The following is a 20,546-nucleotide window of genomic DNA, read 5'->3' on the forward strand; positions in this document are numbered from 1 at the left end:
GGAGGAGGGCACGATGAGCGAGGGAAAGACGGTGCTGGTGCTGGGCGGGGGCGTGGGCGGCGTGGTCACCGCCCGGGAGCTGCGCAAGCTCCTTCCGGCGCCCCATCGCGTGGTGCTGGTGGAGCGGGAGCGGGAGCATCTGTTCGCGCCGTCGCTCCTCTGGCTCATGGTGGGGATGCGCGAGGCCAAGGCCATCCGGCGTCCGCTCGCGGAGCTCGCGAAGAAGGGCCTGGAGGTGCGCACGGGCGAGATCGAGGCCATCGATCCCGTCGCGCGCCGCGTGACCGTCTCCGGCGAGGCGCTCGCGGCGGACTACCTGGTCGTGACCCTCGGTGCCGACCTGGCCCCCGAGACGATCCCCGGCCTCGCCAAAGCGGGGCACAACTTCTACGGACTCGCCGGGGCCGAGAGCCTCTGGGCCGCGCTGCGGAGCTTTCAGGGCGGACGCATCGTGGTGCTGACCGCCGCGCCGGCCTACAAGTGTCCCGCGGCCCCCTACGAAGCCGCGATGCTCCTCGACCACTATGTCCGCGCCGAGCGGCGGCTCGAGGTGAGCACCGCGGTCTACGCCGCCGAGCCTGCCCCGATGGGCGTGGCCGGCCCGCACGTCTCGGCCGCGGTGCGCGAGCTCCTCGCGACGAAGGGGATCGCGTATCACCCCGAGCACCAGGTGACGCAGGTGGACCCGCAGGCCCGCCGCATCACCTTCGCGAACGGAGCGCACGCGGACTACGATCTCCTGGCCTACGTGCCGCCGCACCGCGCGCCGCGGGTCGTGCGCGAGGCCGGCCTCACCGGCGCGAGTGGCTGGATCTCGGTAGACCGCCACACCCTCGAGACCTCGCACCCGCAGGTCTACGCCCTCGGGGACGTGGTGAGCATTCCGCTGACCCTCGGCAAGCCGCTCCCCAAGGCGGGGGTCTTCGCCCACGGCCAGGCCACCGTCGTGGCGCAGAACCTGGCCCTCGCCATCACCGGCCAGGGCGAGCCCGCCCGCTTCGACGGCCACGGCGAGTGCTTCATCGAGACGGGAGGCGGCGCGGCGGGCTTCGGCTCGGGCAACTTCTACGGCGAGCCCAAGCCCGAGGTGGAGCTCTTCCCGCCGGCGGTCCACTTCCATCTGGCGAAGGTGCTCTTCGAGAAGACCTGGCTGACGTTTACGGTGTGAACACCTTCTCGTGATGCCAGGGCAGGTAGGCGCGGTGACGCGCATCGAGCGCGCGGACGCGGAGGGGCTGATCGAGTCGAAGGATGCGCCGGTCGTCCTCGGAGAGTGTGCTGGACAGGATCACCGCACCGTCGTCGCCCACGGTGATGAACCCCCGGTCGAACGCGGCGTCGAGGTGCGGCGCGAGGAGCAGGCCGTTGAAGACGTCCAGCCGCTCGGCGTCGCTTGCGCAGGAGGCCCAGGGCTTGATGTGGCTCGCGCGCAGAAGGTCTCTCACGGCGAGGCCGGTCACGGCGCAGCGGCCTTCCCAGTAGTCGAGCAGGCGCTCGCGGAAGAGGTCCTGGCCCACGCGCTCGACGACCAGGCGCTCGGCCTCGGTTGCCCGAGGCAGCGCGGCGGTTTGCGTCTCGAAGGTGTGGAGGATCGCGTCGGGGAGCGACCGGGAGAGCTGGAAGGCGCGGCGCACAAGGTGGTGCAGCGCCGGGATCGTCGTCACGCTCCGGCCGGCCGCGGCGCCGGGCGGGAGCGGGGCGGCCAGCGGGGTCCCGTGCGCACCGAGGGCCTCGGCGACGTGTGCCTGCGACAGCGCAGCGAGGTAGAGCGCATCGCCGAAGGTCGAGAGCCAGAGGCGGAGCGGCGCCTTGTTGCTTCCGAAGGCCAGGAACTCCCCCTCGCGCGGCAACACCCGGTCAAAGCCGTTGTCGGTGGCCACCTTCTCGAGGCGCACGATCGTCGCCGGGTCGAGGCGCGAGGTCATGGGGTCCTCAGCTCAATGGTCCAACAGGATGTTGGACGATCTGCATCCCGAGGTGAGACGGACAGTGCCGGACCCCACCCCAGCCTGGGAACGTAACGCAACGCGGCGACGCACCGTTCTATCGGCCACTTCGAGAGTTCTATCGGCCATGCTCTCCGGCTGGCCAATAGGATTGGCCCGCAATCGCAGATGCTTAGATGATCGCCCGCCGATTCTATCGGCCACGGGTCTGTCTCCCGGCGGTTATTCGGCTCGCGTGCTCGTACCCGATGGGCCCACGCCCAGGTGTTTGGAGAGCACCTCTCTCCCGACGAACAGGATGCCCTTCTGGTCGAGGCGAAAGCGGATTGCCTCCATGCGAAGGAACTCGACGGAGCCCGACGCGACCCAGAGCCAGGCCGCAACGCGCGCGCCGTCCTTCAGGTGCCCTCGGAGCTGGACGCGGGCGGCTTCCTTCTTGGCGATCACGGCGGAGACCTGATCCTCGCGCGCGGAATGCGCCTCGAGGGCAACGACCTTCCCGGACGGGCCGTGGCCGAGGAGATAGTCCCAGCGGGGCTCCTCCGGGTGATCCGCGCGCAACGCCGCGTCGAGATCGAGGCTGTCCTTGAAGTCCGCGCGTATCGACGTCTCGAGGCAATCGCGGTCCGCCAGCGCCCCGAGCCCGTTCTCGACAAGCGGGAGCAACGAGGACTCGGGCCGCAGCCCGCGCCGCAGGGGTGTACCTTGCCGCGCCGGCGAAGGCTTTCGAGGCCGGGGCTTGCGCTTCGTCCGTCCCTTTCGTCCGGTGCTCATCGCTCGCTCTCGTTCACGGCCCGGCGCACGGCGTCGCCGAAGCGCGAGCTGAACCCCGTCAGGCCGCCCCAGCCGGACTCAGCCTCGTCCTCGGCCTCGGGGCTGAGCCCGGAGATGTCCTTCGCCGTCACCTGGTCGTCCGCATCGAAGGCCAGCAGGTGCACCTTGTAGCGCTTCCCGAGGGCGGCCTTTGCCACGCTCCGCATCGCGGCGGTGGCCTTCACGTCGAAGGCGTCGCAGAGCAACTCGGGCCGTGCGTGGTGCGCCTTGAGCCGTTGGAGCGCCCATACCGCCGTGAGGACGTGCGGGGAGTGCGTCGAGAGCACGACGCGGTAGTCGCGCCAGAGCAGATCGAGCACGAGCAGGAGGAACACCGTGAGTGCCTGCGGATGCAGGCCCATCTCGGGCTCTTCGACGATCACCCAGTCGATCTCCGGCCGCTTGCGCTGCTTGGTGCGCGTGAGGAGGTGATAGAGCCCGAGCAAAAGCGGCGTGAACTCGCGCTGCCCGGCGGTCCAGGTCATGAAGGGGAGCTTCGCCGCGCCATAGGTCAGCTTGAGTCGCTTGGCATGCTGAGCGTCTTGCTCGAGCGCGATGGAGCCCTTGTGGAAGATGGCCCGGTCGATGAGCTCCCGGTACTCCTGCTTGAGCATCCCTTGCTGGGGGAAGAGCTTGTCGCTCCCGTTGGCGCTGAAGCGATCGTAGAGGTTCTGGCTGAAGATCCGGGCCACCACGGGCGTATCGGCAGTGAGCTTCTGGAACGGCGCGGCCCACCCGTCGCTGATGAGCATGGACCGGTGCGCGGGGATGAAGAAGACGCTCTCCGTGCCGTTGCCGAGGCGGCCAATCTTCTCCGGCCTGATGGCCTTCCCCTGGAGCTCGATGGCCGAGTCCTTGCGCCAGGCCACGCCCATGCCCACACCGAAGATGAGGTCGATGAGCACGGCAGGGTCGGCCGTATGGTGGCCGGCGTCCTTCAGAGCCCTCACCACCTGCTTGCCGTCCAGGGCCACCTTCAGCCACTGCAGGGCCAGGCTCTTGCCGGTGCCCTGCGCGCCGACGAGCACGGTCAGGTCGCCGAGCTCGAGCGTGACTTCGCGGAGGTGGGCGAAGTTGCGAAGAGTGAGCGAGGTCGGTCGGCTCATGTCTTGTGTCCTCTCGAGGTGCGCGTGTCCGGGTGAGCGACGCGCGGGTCGGCGGGGGGCGGGTCGAGGCGGGTCTCGTAGGGGCGGCCGGTGCGCGCGGCCTCGGCCAGCGCGTCGTAGAGCTCGAGGATCACGCGCTTCGTGCGGTACTCGCCGTGGGCCTTCTCGTCGTGCTTGCGGACGATGGGGAAGGTGTCCATCACGTAGCCCGCGTCCTCGCGTGAGAGGCCGTAGAGGTGGAAGAACGCGGCGTCGAGCTCGCACCGGAGGAGGAAGCGGCGGGCCGGGTCCCAGCGGAAGGGCGGGCCGTCGTAACCCACGTCGCGGGCGAAGGGCTCGAGGTCCCAGGCGGTGTAGGTCAGCTCGAAGGCAGCGCTCCGCAGCAACGCTCGCATAGGACCGTGGATGGCGTGGGGTGGCACGACAGCGACCTGTTCGAGCACGGAGTTCGTCAGATGGGTGCCACTAACGCGCTGACGGACGAGGAAATCGAACACGAAGGCGTTGAGCTGCGATAGGAGCAGAAGCTGCGCCGTACAGTCCGCGACATCCTGCTGGAACACCCGCACCGTATAGTCGCTGATGTTGGCCGGGACGATCGCGGCGATCACCGTCCGCTCGTCGGTCGCCCGGGCGATGTCTCGAAGACACAGAAGGCTCGGGGCCGTGCGCAGCCTCGAATTCCGTCGAAGCGCGATCTCTCTGGGGATGAAGCGCCAAAAGTTGCTGTGGTCGTCGGGGCCCCTTTCGCCGACCCGCCGCGTTTCGCCTTGGACATCGTAGGACGCGAATCGATGGTCGTATTGATGGAAGAGTTTCCCCTCGAGAAGGGGCACATAGTCGCCGGACTTGACGAAGCTCGTCGGCGCCGCATCTGCCGCAAACACCTTCGCCGTCCGGACCTCGGCCGAGAAATCGCTGACATTGATGTAGCGATCGATCGAGATCGCCCACGGACTGGCTGCTGGTTCACGTCTAACGAGCACGGGAAGTCGGCGATGGCACGCGAGAGTGATCTTGTAGTCGCGCTGCGACGTGAACATCGGCGTGGTCTGGCTCTCGGGGCTGATCGTGGCGACTGCCTCGAAGTCGAGCGCGAACTGGCGCCCGGGTACCCGGAGCTCGCTGACGCTGCAAGACGAGAACGACACCGTCGCGGCTCGCGACGGAACCCCCTCGCCTGCAACTACCAACAGGCAAAAGCGGTAGCGCTGGTCAACGCTTGGGAAGAGTCCCGCTCTGTTCTCGAAGTCGTGCAGCTGCACGATTCGCCCGTCGCGCAGTGCTGCCGAAAACCAGGCACGAGAAGCGTCATCCGTCGCCACGCCCGTCGGAACGATGAGGCCCGCTCGGCCGCTCCGCCGAACGAGCCCGCCGGCGAGCTCGGCGAAGAGCGAGTACGAGTTGAACTTCCCAAGGCCCGTCAGTGGAAACCGCGATGATCCGCGAAGTAGCGTGTCCTGGCCGGCCAAGAGGCGGCCAGCCACCTCCCAGCGGGCAAAGAGGCTCGGGTTCGTGCGTGAAAGCTCCGCAATACGCTGCCGGCGACGCGCTTGGTTCTCCTCGCGGAAGATCTGCTCGTCGTGCGCCGCGAAGAAGGCTCGCTCTTCGAACTGCAAGCGCTCCCACGGCGGATTCCCCAGCACCACGTCGAACCCGCCCCTCGCGAAGACCTGCGGGAAGGCGAGGTGCCAGTGAAAAAAGTCGTACTGCGCGGCCAGCTCATCGACGGTCTTCAGCGTCAGGGCCGGGAGCGTGCCCTGGCCATCGCGGAGCTGGCGCCAGAGCTCGTTCGTGGGCGCAGCGTCGGTCATCGGCCCGGGTTGCTTGGGCCAGACGAAGGCTGCGCACCAGACGTCGGCCACCCGTTGCTGGTGGCGATAGGCTTCCGATGAAAGAAGGTCCTGCCAGCGGGCCTCCTTGCGCGCGAGCGCGGCAGCGTCGGCGTCGGGCGCGGCCTCGAGCTCGGCGACGGCCCGGGCCAGGAGCTGGGCCTCGCTCTCGGCCGGCCGGGCCCAGAGGCTCTCGAGCCCGCGTTGCCCGGCGGCGGCCTTCTTGTTCCGCTTCTTCAGCGCGCTGGCCGTCTTCTTGTCGTCGCCCTCGATCGGCTCCCAGGCCGCGTCGGGGACGCCGTTCTCCATGAGCTCGGGCGTGGTGCCGAGGAGTGCGTTGCCGTGCCGGATATGCGCGTCGAGGAAGGTCAGCGGCAGGCCCGGCTCCACGGCCTCCATCCAGAGGCTGACCTTGCAAAGCTCCACGGCCATCGGGTTCAGGTCCACGCCGTAGAGGCAGCGGCTCACCACCTGCCGGAGCGCGTGGCGGTACTCGGCCGGCGAGGGCGTGCCGCCGGCCTGCAGCCGGGCGAGGTGCGTCGCGAGGCGACGGGCGGCGGCGAGCAGAAAGTGCCCCGAGCCGCAGGCCGGGTCCACGATCGAAAGGCCCAGCAGCGCGTCGATCGGTCGCTCGGGGCGTTTGGCCAGCGTGTCGGCGATCACCGGCTCGAGCGCGCTGTCGAGGAGCACCTGCACCAGGCTGTCGGGCGTGTAGTAGCTCCCGGTGGTCTTGCGGGCGTTCCCCTTGGTCTCGGCCCCGGAGGCGAAGCCGAACCGCCGTCCCTCGGTGGACACCTGCGGCACCAGCTCGAGCAGGCTCTCGTAGACGCTGCCCAGCTCCTCGGGGCCCATGTCGCGCCAGTTCACGCGCGAGAGGCCCGAGGCCTCCCGCAGCCACGAGAGCCGATAGACGGCCAGGAGCAGCCAGCGGTTTTCGAGCCGCGAGGTGTCGAGCGCCGGACACTGCTGCAGCGCGAAGAGCCCCGCGAGGCAGGGCAGCCCGAGGCGCGGCTCGCCGGCCGCGAGCCCGCGAAAGACGATCTTCACGCCTTCAAAAACGTCCGCGAAGCGGTCGTGCGCGCTCCGCCTGAGCGCCCGGTCGCGCAGGCGTCTCAGGCCGTAGCCCTCGGCGTAGAGGCCGCGGGCCCGCTCGTCCGTCCCTTCCGGGTGCAAGAGGCCCCGCTCCTCGACGGTCAAGAGGAAGATCACGCGGTAGACCAGCCGCAGGAGCTGGGCGAAGTAGTCCCGCGTCGAGAGCGAGCCGTCCTCGAGCGCCGCGCGCAGGCGCTGGTTCTCGGGGTGCGAGAGGAACCCCTGGCCGAGGGCCACGAGCGCCTCCTCGACGCCTCGCCGAAGCTGCTCGCGGGCGCGGGTCCCCTCCTCGCGACCGGCGTCGCGCCAGGCCTCGAGAGCGCACTCGGTCGCTGGCTGGCCGGGGCGACCGAAGCGGGTCTCGTGCGCGAGCAGCCAGAGCGCGGCGAAGTCGGCGTAGCGCTCCTCGGCGAAGATGCGGCCGAGGTCGGCCTCGATCCAGGCCGGGCGGGTAAGGCTCGCGTTGTCCCTCACGATGCGCAGCGTGAGCCCGTCGCTGCAGAGCCCCCAGAGGGCCCCCTCGGCGGCGTTCAGCGCCTCCTGCAAGAGACCAAAGGCGCTGCGCCGGCGGCCGCCATCGCCGAAGCTCGCCGAGAGCGCGTCGAGCCCGCTCCCCACCGGGGCGATCACCACCGGCACGCGCCCCTCGAGCGCGGCGAAGCCGATGGGGAAGCTCCGCCCGTCGAGCGCGAGCGGCGCCACCGGCGCGAGGCTGGCAAAGCCCAGGGCCTCGCGCAGCAGCGCGGGCACGAAGGTCTCGGCGAGGACCCGGGCGTCGGCCCCCGCCGCACGTCCCGCCGCGAGCTCGCGGTAATGCGCCTGCGCGATGCGGAAGTAGCGCCCGATCTCCTCGCGCAGCCCGAGGCCCTTGGGCACGCGGTAGTCGGCCTCGGACTGCTGCCCCGCGCCGAGCTGGGCCACGCGCGCCAGCCACTCCGGCGCGAGCAGCCCCCCTTCGATAGTCAGCGCGTCGAAGCCAAGCTCCACCTGGCGGGCCCGAGTCCCGCGGACGCGGCCGACCGCCGCTGCTGAACGAGTACGCGCGGCCATGGTCAGTCCACCCGCGGCAGCAGCACGAAGAGGCCGATCACGTCGACGGGGAGCAGGGGCTTGACGGTCGCGCTCCCGCGCGCATCCGCGGCGTCGCGCACGCGGCGGTGATCGGCGAGGAGGGCCTGCGCCCGGCGCGCGGCGAAGGCGTCGAGTGCGTCGCGGCGCTCGCCGAGCTGGGCCAGGGCCTGGGTCACCTGCCGCTCGCGCACGTGAGCCGGGGGATCGGCAACGGGCGCGGGCTCGAGGAGCGCGAGGGCCTCGGGACCTTCGAGCTGCGGCGTCGAACCGGCGCCGAAGGCGAGTGCCGCGGCCTCCTCGACGAGGAGCAGCTTGCTCTTTCCCGCGCGCGGGCTCGTGAGCTGGTGCCGCAGCCGCACGAGCGCCACCAGCGTGCGCTCCGTGACGCCGGTGGAGACCCAGCAGCCGACCCGCCCGAGCACCGCCGGATCGGCCGCCGCGGCGTCGCTCCCGGCGTCGAGCGTCCCCTCGAGGAGCGACTCGGCGAGGAGCGCGACGAGGGGGTGACTGCGCTGGACCGCGCGGCAGCCGGCCGCGGCCGGCACGGCGAAGTCGAGCGCCACGGTGCCCGAGAGCCCGGCCGCCTCGAGGCGCTCGCGCAGCTCCTCGGGGAGCGGGGCCAGCGGGGCCTTGAAGCCCCGGCGCAGCGGCTCGAGGCCCGAGCCGAGGCGCGCGAGCCCGCGACCGACGAAGCGCCGAACCTCCTCGGCGCCGCCCACCGCCTCGAGGGTGCGCCGCCACTCGGGCAGCACCTCGTCGGGCTTGAGCCTCTGCTGGGCGAAGATCGTGCGGTTCTTCTTCGCGCGGTCGGCCGCGCGGCTCCAGGCGTCGTCGAAGAGCGTGAGCTGCGTGGTCGGGGTCCCCTTCTGCCGGCGCCTGAGGAGCACGGCCTTCAGCAGGGCCTGGGTCAGGGTGTGGCCCTCGTCGGGGAGCGGCACGGAGATGCCGAGCTCCTCGCGGATCTTGGCCGCCTTGCGCAGGATCACCTCGAGCACGGCGCCGTCCACCGGGTTATTGGCCCCGTACATCAGCGTGGCGCGCACCACGGGGCGCCGCTGCCCGAAGCGGTCGACGCGTCCCTCGCGCTGCTCGTGGCGCATCGGGTTCCACGACAGGTCGTAGTGCACGACCGCGTCGAAGTGCTCCTGCAGGTTGACGCCCTCGGAGAGGCAGTCGGTGGCGACCAGCACGCGCCGCTCCGCCTCGCCCAGGATCTCGACCTTCTCCCGCCGTTCCGCGGCGGTCAGCTCGCCCGTGACCACGGCCACCGTGACGCCCTCGAGCTTCGCCGCGAGGTGACGACCCAGATAGCCAGCGGTGGCGATGAAGCGGCAGAAGACGATGGGGCTGAAGCCCTTCGCGAGGAGCTCGGCGACGTGCTCGGCGAGGATCTTGAGCTTGGGCTCGCCGGCCTGCCCCGTGAGCTGCTCGGCCTCGGCGATCAGCGTGTCGAGCTCGGGGTCATCGGCGCCCAAAGGTGGCTCGAGGTCGTCGTCGGGCAAGGCGTCGGCGGTCCCGTCGAAGACCCGGTTCTCGAGGCTGTCTTCGTCCGGCGCGGTCTCGAGGCCCGAGCGGGTGCGCAGGGCCTGGGCGGCAGCCGCCGGGCTCGAGGCCACGCAGCGCATCAGCGCCAGGGTGCCCCAGAAGCTCAGCCGCTGCCGCCGCTCGTCGCCGCCCGCCGCCTCGACGACCTCGGCGCAGTAGTCGAGCACGGCCTGGAAGAAACGCTCCCAGGGGCCGGCGAGCTGATAGGTGAGCTCGCGCGTCTCGCGCCTGGGGAAGAGGTCGCCCTCGTGCCACTCGGCGATGTCCGGCCGCCGCCGCTGGACGAAGTGCTGCGCGAGCCGCTCGCGCAGGCGCGCGTGGGCCTCGCCCGTCGCGGTGGAGAGCCCCTCGAAGTCGCGGTGCAGGAGCCCGAGCAGCCGGTAAAATGCCTCCTCGTCGCCGCTGTGCGGCGTGGCGGTCAAGAAGACCAGGTGTCGAGAGGGGGACTCGGCGAGGCCGCGCAGCAGCTCGTAACGCTGGTGTCGCCCCTGCCCCGTGGGGGCGCAGGTGTGGGCTTCATCGACGATCGTGAGCTCGGGGCAGGCGCGCAGGAAGGTCGCGCGGCGGCTCTCGCTCTTGATGTAGTCCAGGCTGACCACCGTGAAGGGGTGCACGGAGAAGATGCTCTCGCTCGGCGGGACCTGCCGTTCGAGGCGGGTCGCGCTCGCGGCGGTGACCGCCACGGCGCGCAGGTGGAAGCGCGTTTCGAGCTCGGTGACCCACTGGTCGACGAGGTGCGGCGGGCAGAGCACGGCCAGGCGGTCGACCTCGCCGCGATCGAGAAGCTCACGGGCGATGAGCCCGGCCTCGATGGTCTTGCCAACGCCCACGTCGTCCGCGACGAGGAGGCGCACGGGGTCCAGCTTGAGCGCCATGAGGAGCGGCACGAGCTGATAAGCGCGCGGCTCCACGGCGAGCTGGCCAAAGCTGCGGAAGGGTCCCGCTCCGCGGCGGAGCGAGAGGAGGAGCGCGTCGCGGAGCAGCAGCGCGGCGTCGTGGCCGGCCTTCTGCGACGCGGCGGGCCAGGGGAAGGCGGCGTCGGTAACCGGCTCGAGCTCGACGGGCAGGTGCAGGAGCGTCAGGTCCTCCTCGGACCCGGCGAGCGGCCGCAGGCGAAGGGTCTCGGCGTCGCTTCCGGTGAGGACGATCCACTCGCGGCCCCGCGCCCGGACGAGGCTCCCCGGGGTGTAGCTCGCGCCGTTCATGGCGCCCGCCCGAGGGCCTGCGTGAGGGCGGAGAGCGCGTCCTGCCAGCCCGCCTCGTCGGCCGAGATCGGGATCACGGCGAAGCCCTGCTCCTCGAGGCGCGCGGCGAGCGGGGCCTGCGCGTCTTCGATCACCACCACGAAGTCTTGGCGCCAGACGAGGGGTAGGCGCGCCTCGCCGAGGGGAAGGGCCGCGTCATCGGGTGAGGGGAGACCCAGCTCGGCCACGCGCTCGCGAAAGCGCGCGGCGGCTCCCGGGAGCGCGGCGACGGGCGCGGACCCCGTGCGGCGGCGCGGGGGCGGAGCGCTCTCGACCGCCCCGGTCCTCGAGCCGGCAAGGCGCAAGAGGAGCTCGCGCAGCTCCGGGTCCCGGCGGTCGAGGAGCTCGTGCTCCGGCTGGTTGAAGTAGGACATCAGACATCCATAGCAGGCGGCGACGCAGGCCGTCCCCGGCCGTTCGCGGAGTCCGCCCGCGTCGGGAGGCAGCCCCCCCTCCTCCGGCAGCTCGAAGTGCAGGAGCTCGAGCGCTCGCCGCGCCACTCGCGCGAGGGCCTTTGGCTCCGCCACGAGGCGCGTGAGCACCCCCGCGCCCCCCTCGGTGGCCTCGTAGAAGAGGAAGCCCTTGCGAGCCTCGCGGCTCGGGAGCGGCTCGGCGAGGAGCTCGCCCTGCTCGAGCTGGTAACGGGTCTCGATCCCCCGCAGGAGCGCGTACTGCAGGGTGGTCAGCGTGACCGGCGAGAAGTCCTGGCGCGTGGGTCGAAGGAGCAGCGCGTTCTTGTGGTCCTGCACGCAGGGCACGATGCGCTGGGGGGGCACGGCCGTCGGGTCCTCGCCCTCCGCGTCCTCGTCGGCGTTCTTGGCCCAGTAGCCCGAGATGGGGTTCATGAGGAAGCCGTGGACGGCGCGGTCGGCACGGCGCCGAAGCCCCTTGTTGAGGCGGGTGATCGTGGCTCCCGCCCCGAAGGAGAGCTCGGCAAGGGGTCCGCGCGCGTCGAGCGCCTGGACGCGGCGCACGTCGAGCACATGGTCGCGCGTGGCCCAGGCGAAGGTCGTCTGCAGCTCGAAGCCCTGCCGCTGGCGCTCCTCGTCATTGGCCGTGATGCGCTCGGCCGGCCAGGTGCCGACGTTCTCGATGCGAAGGATGTCCCGCACCTGCTCGGCGTCCCCGAGCGGCGCGCGGCAGGCGTGGCAGAGGGAGCTCTCGTCCTCGAAGTGCGCGGCGCCGCACGAGGCGCAGATGCGCACGGCCAGGGTCGGCAGGCGCGTCTCCGCCCCCGTCGCCTCGGACCAGGCGGCGCCGAGCAGGGTTCGCACGACGCGGTAGGCGCGCCCCTCGTGGTAGATGAGGCTCCGCGGTCCAAACTCGGCCACGGCGAGAAAGCGCGGACGCTGGAGGTACGTTTCCCGGCCGCGTCCGTCGGGCGGCGGTGGCACGAAGGCGCGCAGCGGCAGGCGCGGGAAGTTGTAGCCCGGCAGAAAGCCCTCGGTGGCGAGATAGCGGTAGACGTAGAAGTCGCCGGAGCGCTCGTGGATCGACTGCTGCAAGAGCTCGAGCTGCGCGAGGGCCTGCGCGTGCCGGGCCTTGGCCTCGCTCCGCTCCCGAGGGCGGGCCGCGTAGCTATCGAGGACGCGGCGCGCGGCGTCCCGCTGCAGCTCGGCGCTGGCGAAGAGGTCGCGCCAGCGGTCGAAGGCCCGGCGGAAGCGCTCGAAGGCCGCCTCGACGAGCTCGCGCGCGAACGGCTCGGGGCCCGGATACCAGGGCGCCCGCTCGGCGGTGAGCTCGGGCTCGAGCGATGCGAGCAGACGCTCGAGCCGCACCACGGCGCGGGGCCCGACGGGGGGCGCGCACAGGCGCTGGACCAGCTCGGCCTTGAGAGGCCGACTGCGGTCGGGGAGCACGAGCAGCTCGGCGATCGAGGGCTCGAGCGGCGTCTCGGTCGAGGCGAGCCAGGTGGCGAGGAGGTGGCTCTCCACGAGCTCGCGGTTCGAGAGGTCGAGGATCGGTGGGCGCACCTCCCCGTGCACCATGGCCTTCGGGTCGCGGAAGAAGTACTGGTCGTGCGGGCTCTGGGCGGCGCAATAGGTCAGGACGAGCGCGGCCTGGCCTCCGCGGCCCGCGCGACCGCTCCGCTGCGCGTAGTTGGCGGGCGTCGGCGGCACGTTGCGCAGGTGGACGGCGTTGAGGCTCGAGATGTCCACGCCGAGCTCCATCGTCGGGGAGCAGAAGAGCACGGGCAGAAAGCGCGTGGACTCGCCGAGGGACTGGACCTCTTCCGTCCGCTCCGCAAGGTCGCGACGCTCGTGCTCTCCGTACCGGAAGCGTTTCTCGCGGATGGCGCGGCGGGCCCCCTCGACCTGCGCGGTATGCTCGCGCGCCTCGAAGCCGAAGAGGGGGTGCTCGGGCTGTCCCAGCACCGCGGCCAGGTTCGCGTAGAGGCCGCGGAAGAAGGTGTTGGCCCGCGAGCCGCCGCGGGCCGGATCGGGGTGGCCCCGGCGGAAGACCACGCAGGCGTCGTTCAGGCGGTAGCCTTTGAGCGCATCGAAGGGCGTGACCTCCTCGGAGACCAGGCCGTGCGCGCGCGCCGCGGCGAGGAGCGCCTCGATCAGCCGGTCGAGCTCCTCCGCTCTGAGCCGGCGGGCGATCGTCGCGTCGGACCAGAGCCGGCGCCCGCTCGGGGCCTGGGAAGAGCGGAGGAGCCGACCGAGAGCGCTCCGCGCGCCGCCCCGCACGAGGAGATCTTCATCCCGCATCCGCGTCTCACGTCGCGCCGGGGCGGCGACCATCAGCCAGCGCCCGCTCGGCGGCTTCTCGTCGCGAGAGAGCCCCCAAGGGGCTCGCAGCCGCGCGTGAGATCGGTCCGCGAGCTGCTCGACCGTCGCGGGCTCGAGCACCTGGCTGCGCACGGCCAGGGAGCGCCGGAGATGATCGAAGAGTTCGAGGTAGACCGCCTCCCGGACCTCCGGCGTCGCATGGCGCAAGAGCTCGGGCGCGTCCGCGAACTCGCTGTCGTCGGCGGCGAGCTCCTCGAGGCCGAGGTAGCTCACCTCGAGGAGGCCGAGGTCTTCGAGGTTCGGGTTCGTGTAGCGCCAGCCGCGTCGCTGATCGAACCAGGCGCGATAGGCGAGCACCTGACGGAGCGTTCCCTCCGCGTCCTGGAGGTTGAATCCCTTGAGCCCGGCCTCGAGCAGCCATTCCGCGCGCAGCTCCGCGTGCGCGCCGTCGAAGCCCAGGGCGCGCTGCTGGGCCAGGCCGAGCTCGTCGCTCCGCAGCCCCGCCTCGCCGGCCGCCTCGAGCGCGGCGTAGAAGGACCCGCGGACGAGAGAGACGAAGATGAAGTCGTTGAAGTGACCCGCCTGGAGGGCCGCGTCCTGGCGATTGTCGGAGAAGCCGAGGAGCTTGCGCGTGTAGCGGTCGAGCCCCGAGTCGGCCTCGTGGAGCGCCCGCAGCACGCTGGTCACGAGCACCGTGGTCGCCGAGCTTCGGCCCTCGGAGGAGAGCGAGGCCAGCCGCGTGCGGTCGCGGGCCGAGGTGGCGTGCGCCGTGCGGCAGCGCAGGCAGAAGCGGAAGCGCCCGGGAATGAGCCAGCCGGGCGTGCCCGTGCCGAGGAGCCCCCCCGGGCTCACGCGCACCTCCTGCACGCGCGCGCCGCGATAGGAGCTCTTCAGGCGCGGGGCCCCGTCCGCGTCGTGCTCGAGCCAGGCCTCGGGGTAGTCCGCGTCGCGGGCGGCGAAGTCGAAGTCGGCGTCAACGGGCGCCGGGACGAGGAAGCCGATCCCCTGGGTCTCGAGCGCCGCAGCGTCGGCCTCGGCCTCGGGCGCGAGCGCCATGGTGTCGTCGATGTCGCGCGGTAGCACGCGCGTCTCGGCGCCATCCGTGGCGAGCCGTACGGGGTGAGCCTCCTGGCCGCACTCGCGACAGAAGTGGAGCGGGTAGAGCCGCTTTTCCGGCGCACCGGGCAAGAAGTGCTGCCCCTCGACGGTCACGCTGCGCTGGCCGGGCGGCTCGAAGGTCGCGTAGGCGTTCCCCGCGCCGGAAAGAAACTGGTGCAGCTTGAAGGCGAAGAAGCCCCGCGAGCTGTCCCCCGGCCGGCCAGTGCGCACCTGCTCGGGAAGGCTCGAGACGAGGAGCAGCTCGCGCAGCGCCGCCCGACAGGCGTCCACGTCGCGACCCGCGTCCCGGCTGAGCGCGTCGGAGGCCTCGCCCAGGCTGAGCGGGCGCGCGCGCACCCACTGGCTATCGGCCTCGGACCAGGTCACGCCGAGGCGCGTCTCGACCCAGATCGCCAGGGGGTGCTCGCGCAGCTCCGCGTCGGAGATGCTCTCCGGCAACCCGGCGTCGATCGACGGACCGAGCAGCGGACGCACCTTCTCGTGATCGAGGTCGGCGCAGGTCACGCGCTCGAGGGACTCCGTGATCACGTTCGACTCGGGAACCTCGACGGCGAAGAGCTTCGAGGCCACCTCGGCCACCACGCGCTTCTTGTCCTCGAGGGTCCCCTCGCTGGCCATCGTCGCGGAGGTCCCCACGCAGAGGAGGCCCTTCGGCGCGAGCCGCTCGCGCACCCGACGCACGAGCAGCGCCACGTCCGCGCCCTGCCGTCCCCGGTAGGTGTGGAGCTCGTCGAGCACGAGGAACCGGAGGCCCGCGCAGTTGCCGATCACCGTGCGGTCGAGCTCGTCCTGTCGGGTCAGGAGGAGCTCGAGCATCATGAAGTTGGTGAGCAGGATGTCGGGCGGTTGGCGAGCGATCGCTTGGCGCTCCAAAGCGTCCGCCTGGCCCGTGTAGCTGGCAAAGGTTACGAGGCGCGGGCCGGCCTTCTGCCGGGCGTACTTCTCGAGCTCCTCGAGCTGGCTGTTCGCGAGCGCGTTCATGGGATAGATGACGATCGCGCGCGTGCGCGGCGGGGCGGCCGGCTCCCGTTCCTTCTCCCGCAGCACCTCGCTGAAGATCGGCAGGAAGAAGCAGAGCGACTTGCCCGAGCCTGTGCCCGTGGTCACGACGTAGCTCTCGCCCTCGGCCGCGATGGCGATGGCCTGGTGCTGGTGGCGGTAGAGCGACAGAGGCACGCCCGCCGGAGACCCGGGCGTCGGCGGACCACGAAAGTACTCGGCAGTTCGCGGCGCGAGGAGGCCCTTGGCGATGACTTGCTCGAGGCTCTCCGCCCGCTCGTAGCTCGGGTTGAGCTGAATGAGCGCCGGGGGCCAGAAGCGCTCCTCGGCGTAGAGCTCCTCGATGCGCCGCCGCAGGTCCTCGGCGTAGATCGTGGTGAAGGAGCGCGCGAAGCTCGCGTACTCGGCCACCACGCGGTCGCGCAGCGCGAAGACGTCGAGGCCAGTCCGGGTCACGCGGTGAGCCCCCTACCCATGCGAGGAGGATGCCGGAAGCCGTGACTACTCACAAGGTCCGGAGGTCTACTTCCGCTTCTTCACCGGCTTGCGGATGCCGAAGACGCGGATCTTGTGCACCAGCGTGCGGAGCGGGATGCGCAAGCGGCGGGCGGCTTCGGTCTGGTTCCAGCCGGACTGCTCCAGCGCGTCGGCGAGGAGGTGGATCTGATAGCGCTCGAGGCGGGTGCGGAAGTCCAGGTCCTCGTCCCCCGGCTGGGGCGGCAGCGAGGGAATGGCCGGCAGCGAGGTCGCGCTGCCGCGGCCGCGCACGCGCTCGAGCAGGTCATCCTCGTCGATCTGCGTGCCCTGCGCGACGAAGGCCGCGCGGTGGATCACGTTGCGGAGCTCGCGCACGTTGCCGGGCCAGCCGTAGCGCAGGAGCCACGCGGCGGCGGCCGGGGTGAGCCCCTCGAGCTGGCGGCCGTGCAGCTCGTTCGCCTCCTCGAGGAAGCTCTCGGCCAGCGGCCCGATCTCCTCGGGGCGCTCGCGCAGCGGCGGCACCCGCAGGGTCATGGCGTTCAGCCGGTAGAGGAGGTCGCTGCGGAAGGTGCCCGCGTGGCACATGGCCTCCAGGTCCTGGTTCGTGGCGGCGATGACCCGCACGTCCACGTCGATCTCCTTCGTCCCACCGACCCGACGGATGACGTGCCCCTCGAGCGCGCGGAGCAGCGCGACCTGCGCCTTGGGCGGCAGCTCGCCGATCTCGTCGAAGAAGAGCGTCCCGCCGTCGGCCTGTTCGAAGATCCCTTTGCGCTGCTCGCTCGCGCCGGTGAAGGCGGCCCGCTCGTGCCCGAAGAGCGTGGCCTCGATCAGCTCGGGGGGAATCGCCCCGCAGTTGAGCGAGCAGAGGCGTCGCGCGCGCCGCGGTCCGGCGCGATGGATCGCGAGCGCGAGGAGCTCCTTGCCCACCCCCGTCTCGCCGGCGATGAGCACCGGAATCCCCGTGTGCCCGAGCCGCTCCGCGGTGGTGAAGAGGTCGCGCATCGTCTCGTTGTGAACGACGGGAGCCCCCACCCCGCCGAGCTCGAGAGGAAAGGCGAGCCCCGCCTCGGCCGTGTCGGCGACGGCGACTACGGGCAGAGCCAGCGTGGCCCTCTGCACGGCCGACCAGACGTGGTCGATCAGTGCCTCGATGGTGCGCGCCCCGTCGGGGTAGATGCCGAACCCGATCTGCAGCGACGGTTCACCCTCGAGGCGTCCCGCGAGAATCGCCTCGGTGAGCGTCTGCACCTGGCTGGCCCCGGACTCGGGCAAGAGGATCTCCATCACGTCGGGTCCGTAGAGACCCACGCGATCCACCGAGCGGAGGAGCGCCCGTACTCGCGGGCACCAGCGACAGAGGTGCCCTTCGCCCCCGCGCGCCGCGCGCACCATCAGGAGCGCCATGCGGCGGTTGAAGACGCGGCACCTTTGCGCCTCCTCCTCCAGGCGGCTCAGGAAGCGGTCGTGGCTCGGGAGCCCATAGAGCGCGCTCTCCTTGGGCGACAGCGCGTGGACCAGCACCACCACCGACCCGAGCATCAGCTCGTCGCCGGGGCGGGCGCGGCTGCGGCTCACGCGGGCGCCGTTGATCCAGGTACCGTTCGTGGAGCCCAGGTCCTCGATCCACAGCTCGCCATCGATCACCTCGAAGCGGGCGTGCTGACGCGAGAGGCTGTGGTCCCGGATCGGCACATCGGCCGGCGGCTCGCGCCCGACGATCTTGCCGAGCCCCGGCGAGAGTCCAACCACCTGCGCGCCGTCGCGGTGGTAGATCACGAGCGAGGTGGCTCCCTCGTGGCTGCGGGCCTGTTCGAGCAGTCCGAGGAGATCGTCCGGGATGCGGACCGTCATCCCCGTCGGCGCAGGTGTGGCGTCTAAGTCGTCTCGGCTCACGTCGTCGTCTCCCCCGGAAGCGCTCACAGACTCTCCATCTTAACCCGCCTGCTCGTCGACGTCACGAGCTCGCAGCGCCGCTTCGGCCCGCAGGCTGTCGCGCCGCACGAAGGGCGCGGCGGCGAGCCAGAAGAGCCCGCTCACCACGATCACGAGCGCGGTGTAGCTGAAGGCCGTGCCGAGGTCGCTGCGGTCGGCCACGCGGCCGATGAGCACCGGCGAGGTCATCTCCCCGAGGGCGTGTACGATCAGGGTGTTGAGCGCGAAGCCGGTGGCGCGCAGGCGCGGCTCGACGACGTTGGCGAGCACCGTATTCGCGGGACCCGTGTTCACGAAGAGCAGCAGCACGGCGACGGCCATGGCAGTCCAATAGATCATCGGCTGCTTCGACGCGGTCAGTAGGTAGAGCAGCGGAAAAGCGCCGAGGGTCGCCACCCCCGAGACCACCGCGTGGGCCCCGGGACGCCGCGCGGCCAGCCGGTCGCTCAGCCAGCCCCCGCCGAGGGTGCCGAGGATCCCCATGCTGACGGCCGCCAGCCCGAAGTAGAGGTCGGCCTGCTCGAGCGTCAGCCCGCGCTCGAGGTGCAGAAAGGTGGGCATCCAGTAGGAGAGCCCGTTCATGGCGAAGCCGTAGGCCGTCATGGCCAGGGTATCGAGCAGGTAGCTCGGGTTCGTGAGGAGCGCGGCATAGGCGGCGACGCCGAGGCGGCGTCCTTGATAGCGGGACAGGGCCTCGGCATCCAGCCCCTCGGCCGCCCCGCGCGTGGGCTCCCGGATGAAGAAGATGAGGAGGCCGCCGACGAGACCGGCCAGTCCCACGCCCGCAACGGCCACCCGCCAGCCGAGGCGGGTCCCCACCTCGCCGCCGATGATGTAGGCCAGCGCGCCACCCAGCGGCAGGGAGGCGTAGAGCACCCCGAGGGCGCGACCCCGCTCCTGCGCCGGATAAAGATCGGTGACCAGCGTCGGGGTGATGGTGCTATAAGCGGACTGTCCGAGCCCCACGATGGCCCGCGTGACGAGCATCTGGCGGAAGCTCTGCACGAGGCCACCGGCCGCCGCGGCCAGACCCCAGGTCAGCATGCCTGCACCGAGGAGGATGCGGCGCGGCAGGCGGTCGCCGAGCACGCCGAAGAGGGGCGAGCTGAGCATGAACACCAGCAGAAAGGCGGGCATGAAGTAGCCGAGCTCCTCCTTGCTGAGCGGCGCGAAGGTTTTCTCGAGCAGCGGCAGGAGCGAGGCCAAGAGGTAGCGCCCCACGTACGTGATGAGATTCAGACCAAAGAGCAGCGACAGAATCACCCTCGGGCGAGCCAGGGGGTGTGTCGAAAGGGGAAGGGTCATCGGGCCTCGTCGCTCCTCGTCGGTCCCGGCCCCGCTCCCCCGCGCGGGCGCCGTCTTCGTCGGACTCGTGCTGCTAGCCGGCCTGCTCGCCGGACCGCTGGCCGCGCCGGCCCACGCCGCCAAGCCCGACCAACTGAAGCCCAACCGCTACGAGGTCGGCGCCGTCCCGGCCCTCGGCGGGGACACGGACGTCGGCTTCGGCTTCGGGGCCGTGCTCTCGCTGGCTCGCTTCCAGGCCGGATACTACCCCTTCCGCTGGCGTCTCGAGCTCCAAGGTTACCTTACCGTGAAGGAGCGCCCCGAGGGAGGCGTCGAGTGGCCTTTTCACGACCACTATCTGAAGCTGGACCTCCCCGGGCTGCTGAGTCCGCGCCTGCGCTGGACCTTGCGCGTCGGATTCAGTCGCTTCGTCACCGCAGGGTACTACGGCCTCGGCAACGCCGCACCCGCGGTGTCGCGAGCCGACGCCTTCGACCCGACGCTCCAGCCGCGCGAATACAACGAGGCCCTGCGCTACCACCAGTTCGACCGCGTCTTCCCGCGAGCGCTGGCCAACGTCCGTGTCACCCTGCGCAAGGAGTTGCAGCTCTTCTTCGCCGGCACCGCGGCCTTCAACGACCTGCGCCTCTACCCGGGGAGCAAGCTGGCCGAGGACGTGGCGAGCGGCCCTCCGGCGGTGCGCGGAATGCTCTTCGGCGCGTCGCGCCACCTGACCCTGCAGGGCGACGCGGGCGTGCTCTGGGACAGCCGCGACCACGACATGGTGCCGAGGTCCGGCGTCCTGCACGAGGCGTCGCTGCGGGCCGGGACCTTCGAGGAGGGGCGGGTCTACGGCGGCTTCAACGTGACCTTGCGCTTCTTCCACGCCTTCTTCCGCGACTACCTGACCCTCGCCGCGCGCGCGGTCTTCGACCTGCTCTTCGGCCAGGTCCCCGTCTACGAGCTGGCCCGCTACGGGGGGCTCTTTCCCGACTATGGGCCGGGAGGAAGCACCTCCGTGCGAGGCGTCCCGGGGCAGCGTTACCACGGCAAGCTCAAGCTCGTCGGAAACCTGGAGCTGCGCAGCAAGTGGCTGCCCTTCACGGTCCTCAAGCAGCGCTTCAACGTGGGGACCGTGGTCTTCGCCGACGCGGGCCGCGTCTGGGCCGACTACACCGAGCGGCCGGAGCTCGACGGTAAAGGCCTCGGCTTGAAGGTGGGCGCGGGCGGCGGGGTCCGCCTGCAGTGGGGCGAGGCCTTCATGATCCGCACCGACGTGGCCTGGTCTCCGGACGCCTCGCCGATCGGCTTCTACGTCGACATCTTCCATATCTTCTAGTCGGCGGAGCCG

10 protein-coding genes are annotated in these 20,546 nt (G+C 71.3%); 2 read left to right on the forward strand and 8 right to left on the reverse strand.

Annotation, left to right across the window (positions count from 1 at the left end):
- Window positions 1–13: 13 nt before the first annotated feature.
- A complete protein-coding gene (locus tag IT371_06095; GenBank protein MCC6747212.1) occupies window positions 14–1,168 on the forward strand; it encodes an NAD(P)/FAD-dependent oxidoreductase in 1,155 nt (384 codons plus the stop codon).
- On the opposite strand, the gene IT371_06100 is transcribed toward IT371_06095, so the two are convergent.
- From IT371_06100 to IT371_06135, 8 genes are all read right to left on the reverse strand, one after another.
- Window positions 1,158–1,925, reverse strand: a complete 768-nt coding sequence (locus IT371_06100) for an HNH endonuclease (protein MCC6747213.1) — start codon at window positions 1,923–1,925, stop codon at window positions 1,158–1,160. The two genes, IT371_06095 and IT371_06100, sit on opposite strands and share 11 nt — an antisense overlap.
- A 243-nt stretch (window positions 1,926–2,168) precedes the next feature.
- Entirely contained in the window at window positions 2,169–2,720 is a 552-nt protein-coding gene (locus tag IT371_06105) for a hypothetical protein (GenBank protein ID MCC6747214.1), read from the reverse strand.
- Window positions 2,717–3,865, reverse strand: coding sequence for an ATP-binding protein (locus IT371_06110; protein MCC6747215.1), 1,149 nt, complete (start codon window positions 3,863–3,865; stop codon window positions 2,717–2,719). Before IT371_06110 ends, IT371_06105 begins: the two co-directional genes overlap by 4 nt.
- Window positions 3,862–7,839, reverse strand: coding sequence for an N-6 DNA methylase (locus tag IT371_06115; protein ID MCC6747216.1), 3,978 nt, complete (start codon window positions 7,837–7,839; stop codon window positions 3,862–3,864). Before IT371_06115 ends, IT371_06110 begins: the two co-directional genes overlap by 4 nt.
- Before the next feature lie 2 nt (window positions 7,840–7,841).
- Window positions 7,842–10,610 carry a DEAD/DEAH box helicase gene (locus IT371_06120; protein ID MCC6747217.1) on the reverse strand — a complete coding sequence of 923 codons (2,769 nt, stop codon included), beginning with the start codon at window positions 10,608–10,610 and terminating at the stop codon, window positions 7,842–7,844.
- Window positions 10,607–15,955: a DEAD/DEAH box helicase gene (locus IT371_06125; protein ID MCC6747218.1), complete on the reverse strand. Its 5,349-nt coding sequence runs from the start codon at window positions 15,953–15,955 to the stop codon at window positions 10,607–10,609. Before IT371_06125 ends, IT371_06120 begins: the two co-directional genes overlap by 4 nt.
- 66 nt (window positions 15,956–16,021) lie before the next feature.
- Window positions 16,022–17,830: a sigma 54-interacting transcriptional regulator gene (locus IT371_06130; GenBank protein ID MCC6747219.1), complete on the reverse strand. Its 1,809-nt coding sequence runs from the start codon at window positions 17,828–17,830 to the stop codon at window positions 16,022–16,024.
- Between the two features lie 81 nt (window positions 17,831–17,911).
- A complete protein-coding gene (locus tag IT371_06135; protein MCC6747220.1) occupies window positions 17,912–19,216 on the reverse strand; it encodes an MFS transporter in 1,305 nt (434 codons plus the stop codon).
- A 67-nt stretch (window positions 19,217–19,283) separates the two neighbouring features.
- On the opposite strand from IT371_06135, the gene IT371_06140 reads away from it, so the two are divergent.
- Window positions 19,284–20,534 carry a BamA/TamA family outer membrane protein gene (locus tag IT371_06140; GenBank protein ID MCC6747221.1) on the forward strand — a complete coding sequence of 417 codons (1,251 nt, stop codon included), beginning with the start codon at window positions 19,284–19,286 and terminating at the stop codon, window positions 20,532–20,534.
- Window positions 20,535–20,546 lie beyond the last annotated feature (12 nt).

Source organism: Deltaproteobacteria bacterium, assembly GCA_020848905.1.
GTDB lineage: Bacteria > Myxococcota_A > Polyangia.

What these genes read in the sequence shown, in the direction of transcription:
- IT371_06095 (MCC6747212.1), top strand. Translation starts at nt 14, where the DNA reads ATGAGCGAGGGAAAGACGGTGCTGGTGCTGGGCGGGGGCGTGGGCGGC.
- IT371_06100 (MCC6747213.1), bottom strand. Translation starts at nt 1,925, where the DNA reads ATGACCTCGCGCCTCGACCCGGCGACGATCGTGCGCCTCGAGAAGGTG.
- IT371_06105 (MCC6747214.1), bottom strand. Translation starts at nt 2,720, where the DNA reads ATGAGCACCGGACGAAAGGGACGGACGAAGCGCAAGCCCCGGCCTCGA.
- IT371_06110 (MCC6747215.1), bottom strand. Translation starts at nt 3,865, where the DNA reads ATGAGCCGACCGACCTCGCTCACTCTTCGCAACTTCGCCCACCTCCGC.
- IT371_06115 (MCC6747216.1), bottom strand. Translation starts at nt 7,839, where the DNA reads ATGGCCGCGCGTACTCGTTCAGCAGCGGCGGTCGGCCGCGTCCGCGGG.
- IT371_06120 (MCC6747217.1), bottom strand. Translation starts at nt 10,610, where the DNA reads ATGAACGGCGCGAGCTACACCCCGGGGAGCCTCGTCCGGGCGCGGGGC.
- IT371_06130 (MCC6747219.1), bottom strand. Translation starts at nt 17,830, where the DNA reads ATGACGGTCCGCATCCCGGACGATCTCCTCGGACTGCTCGAACAGGCC.
- IT371_06135 (MCC6747220.1), bottom strand. Translation starts at nt 19,216, where the DNA reads ATGACCCTTCCCCTTTCGACACACCCCCTGGCTCGCCCGAGGGTGATT.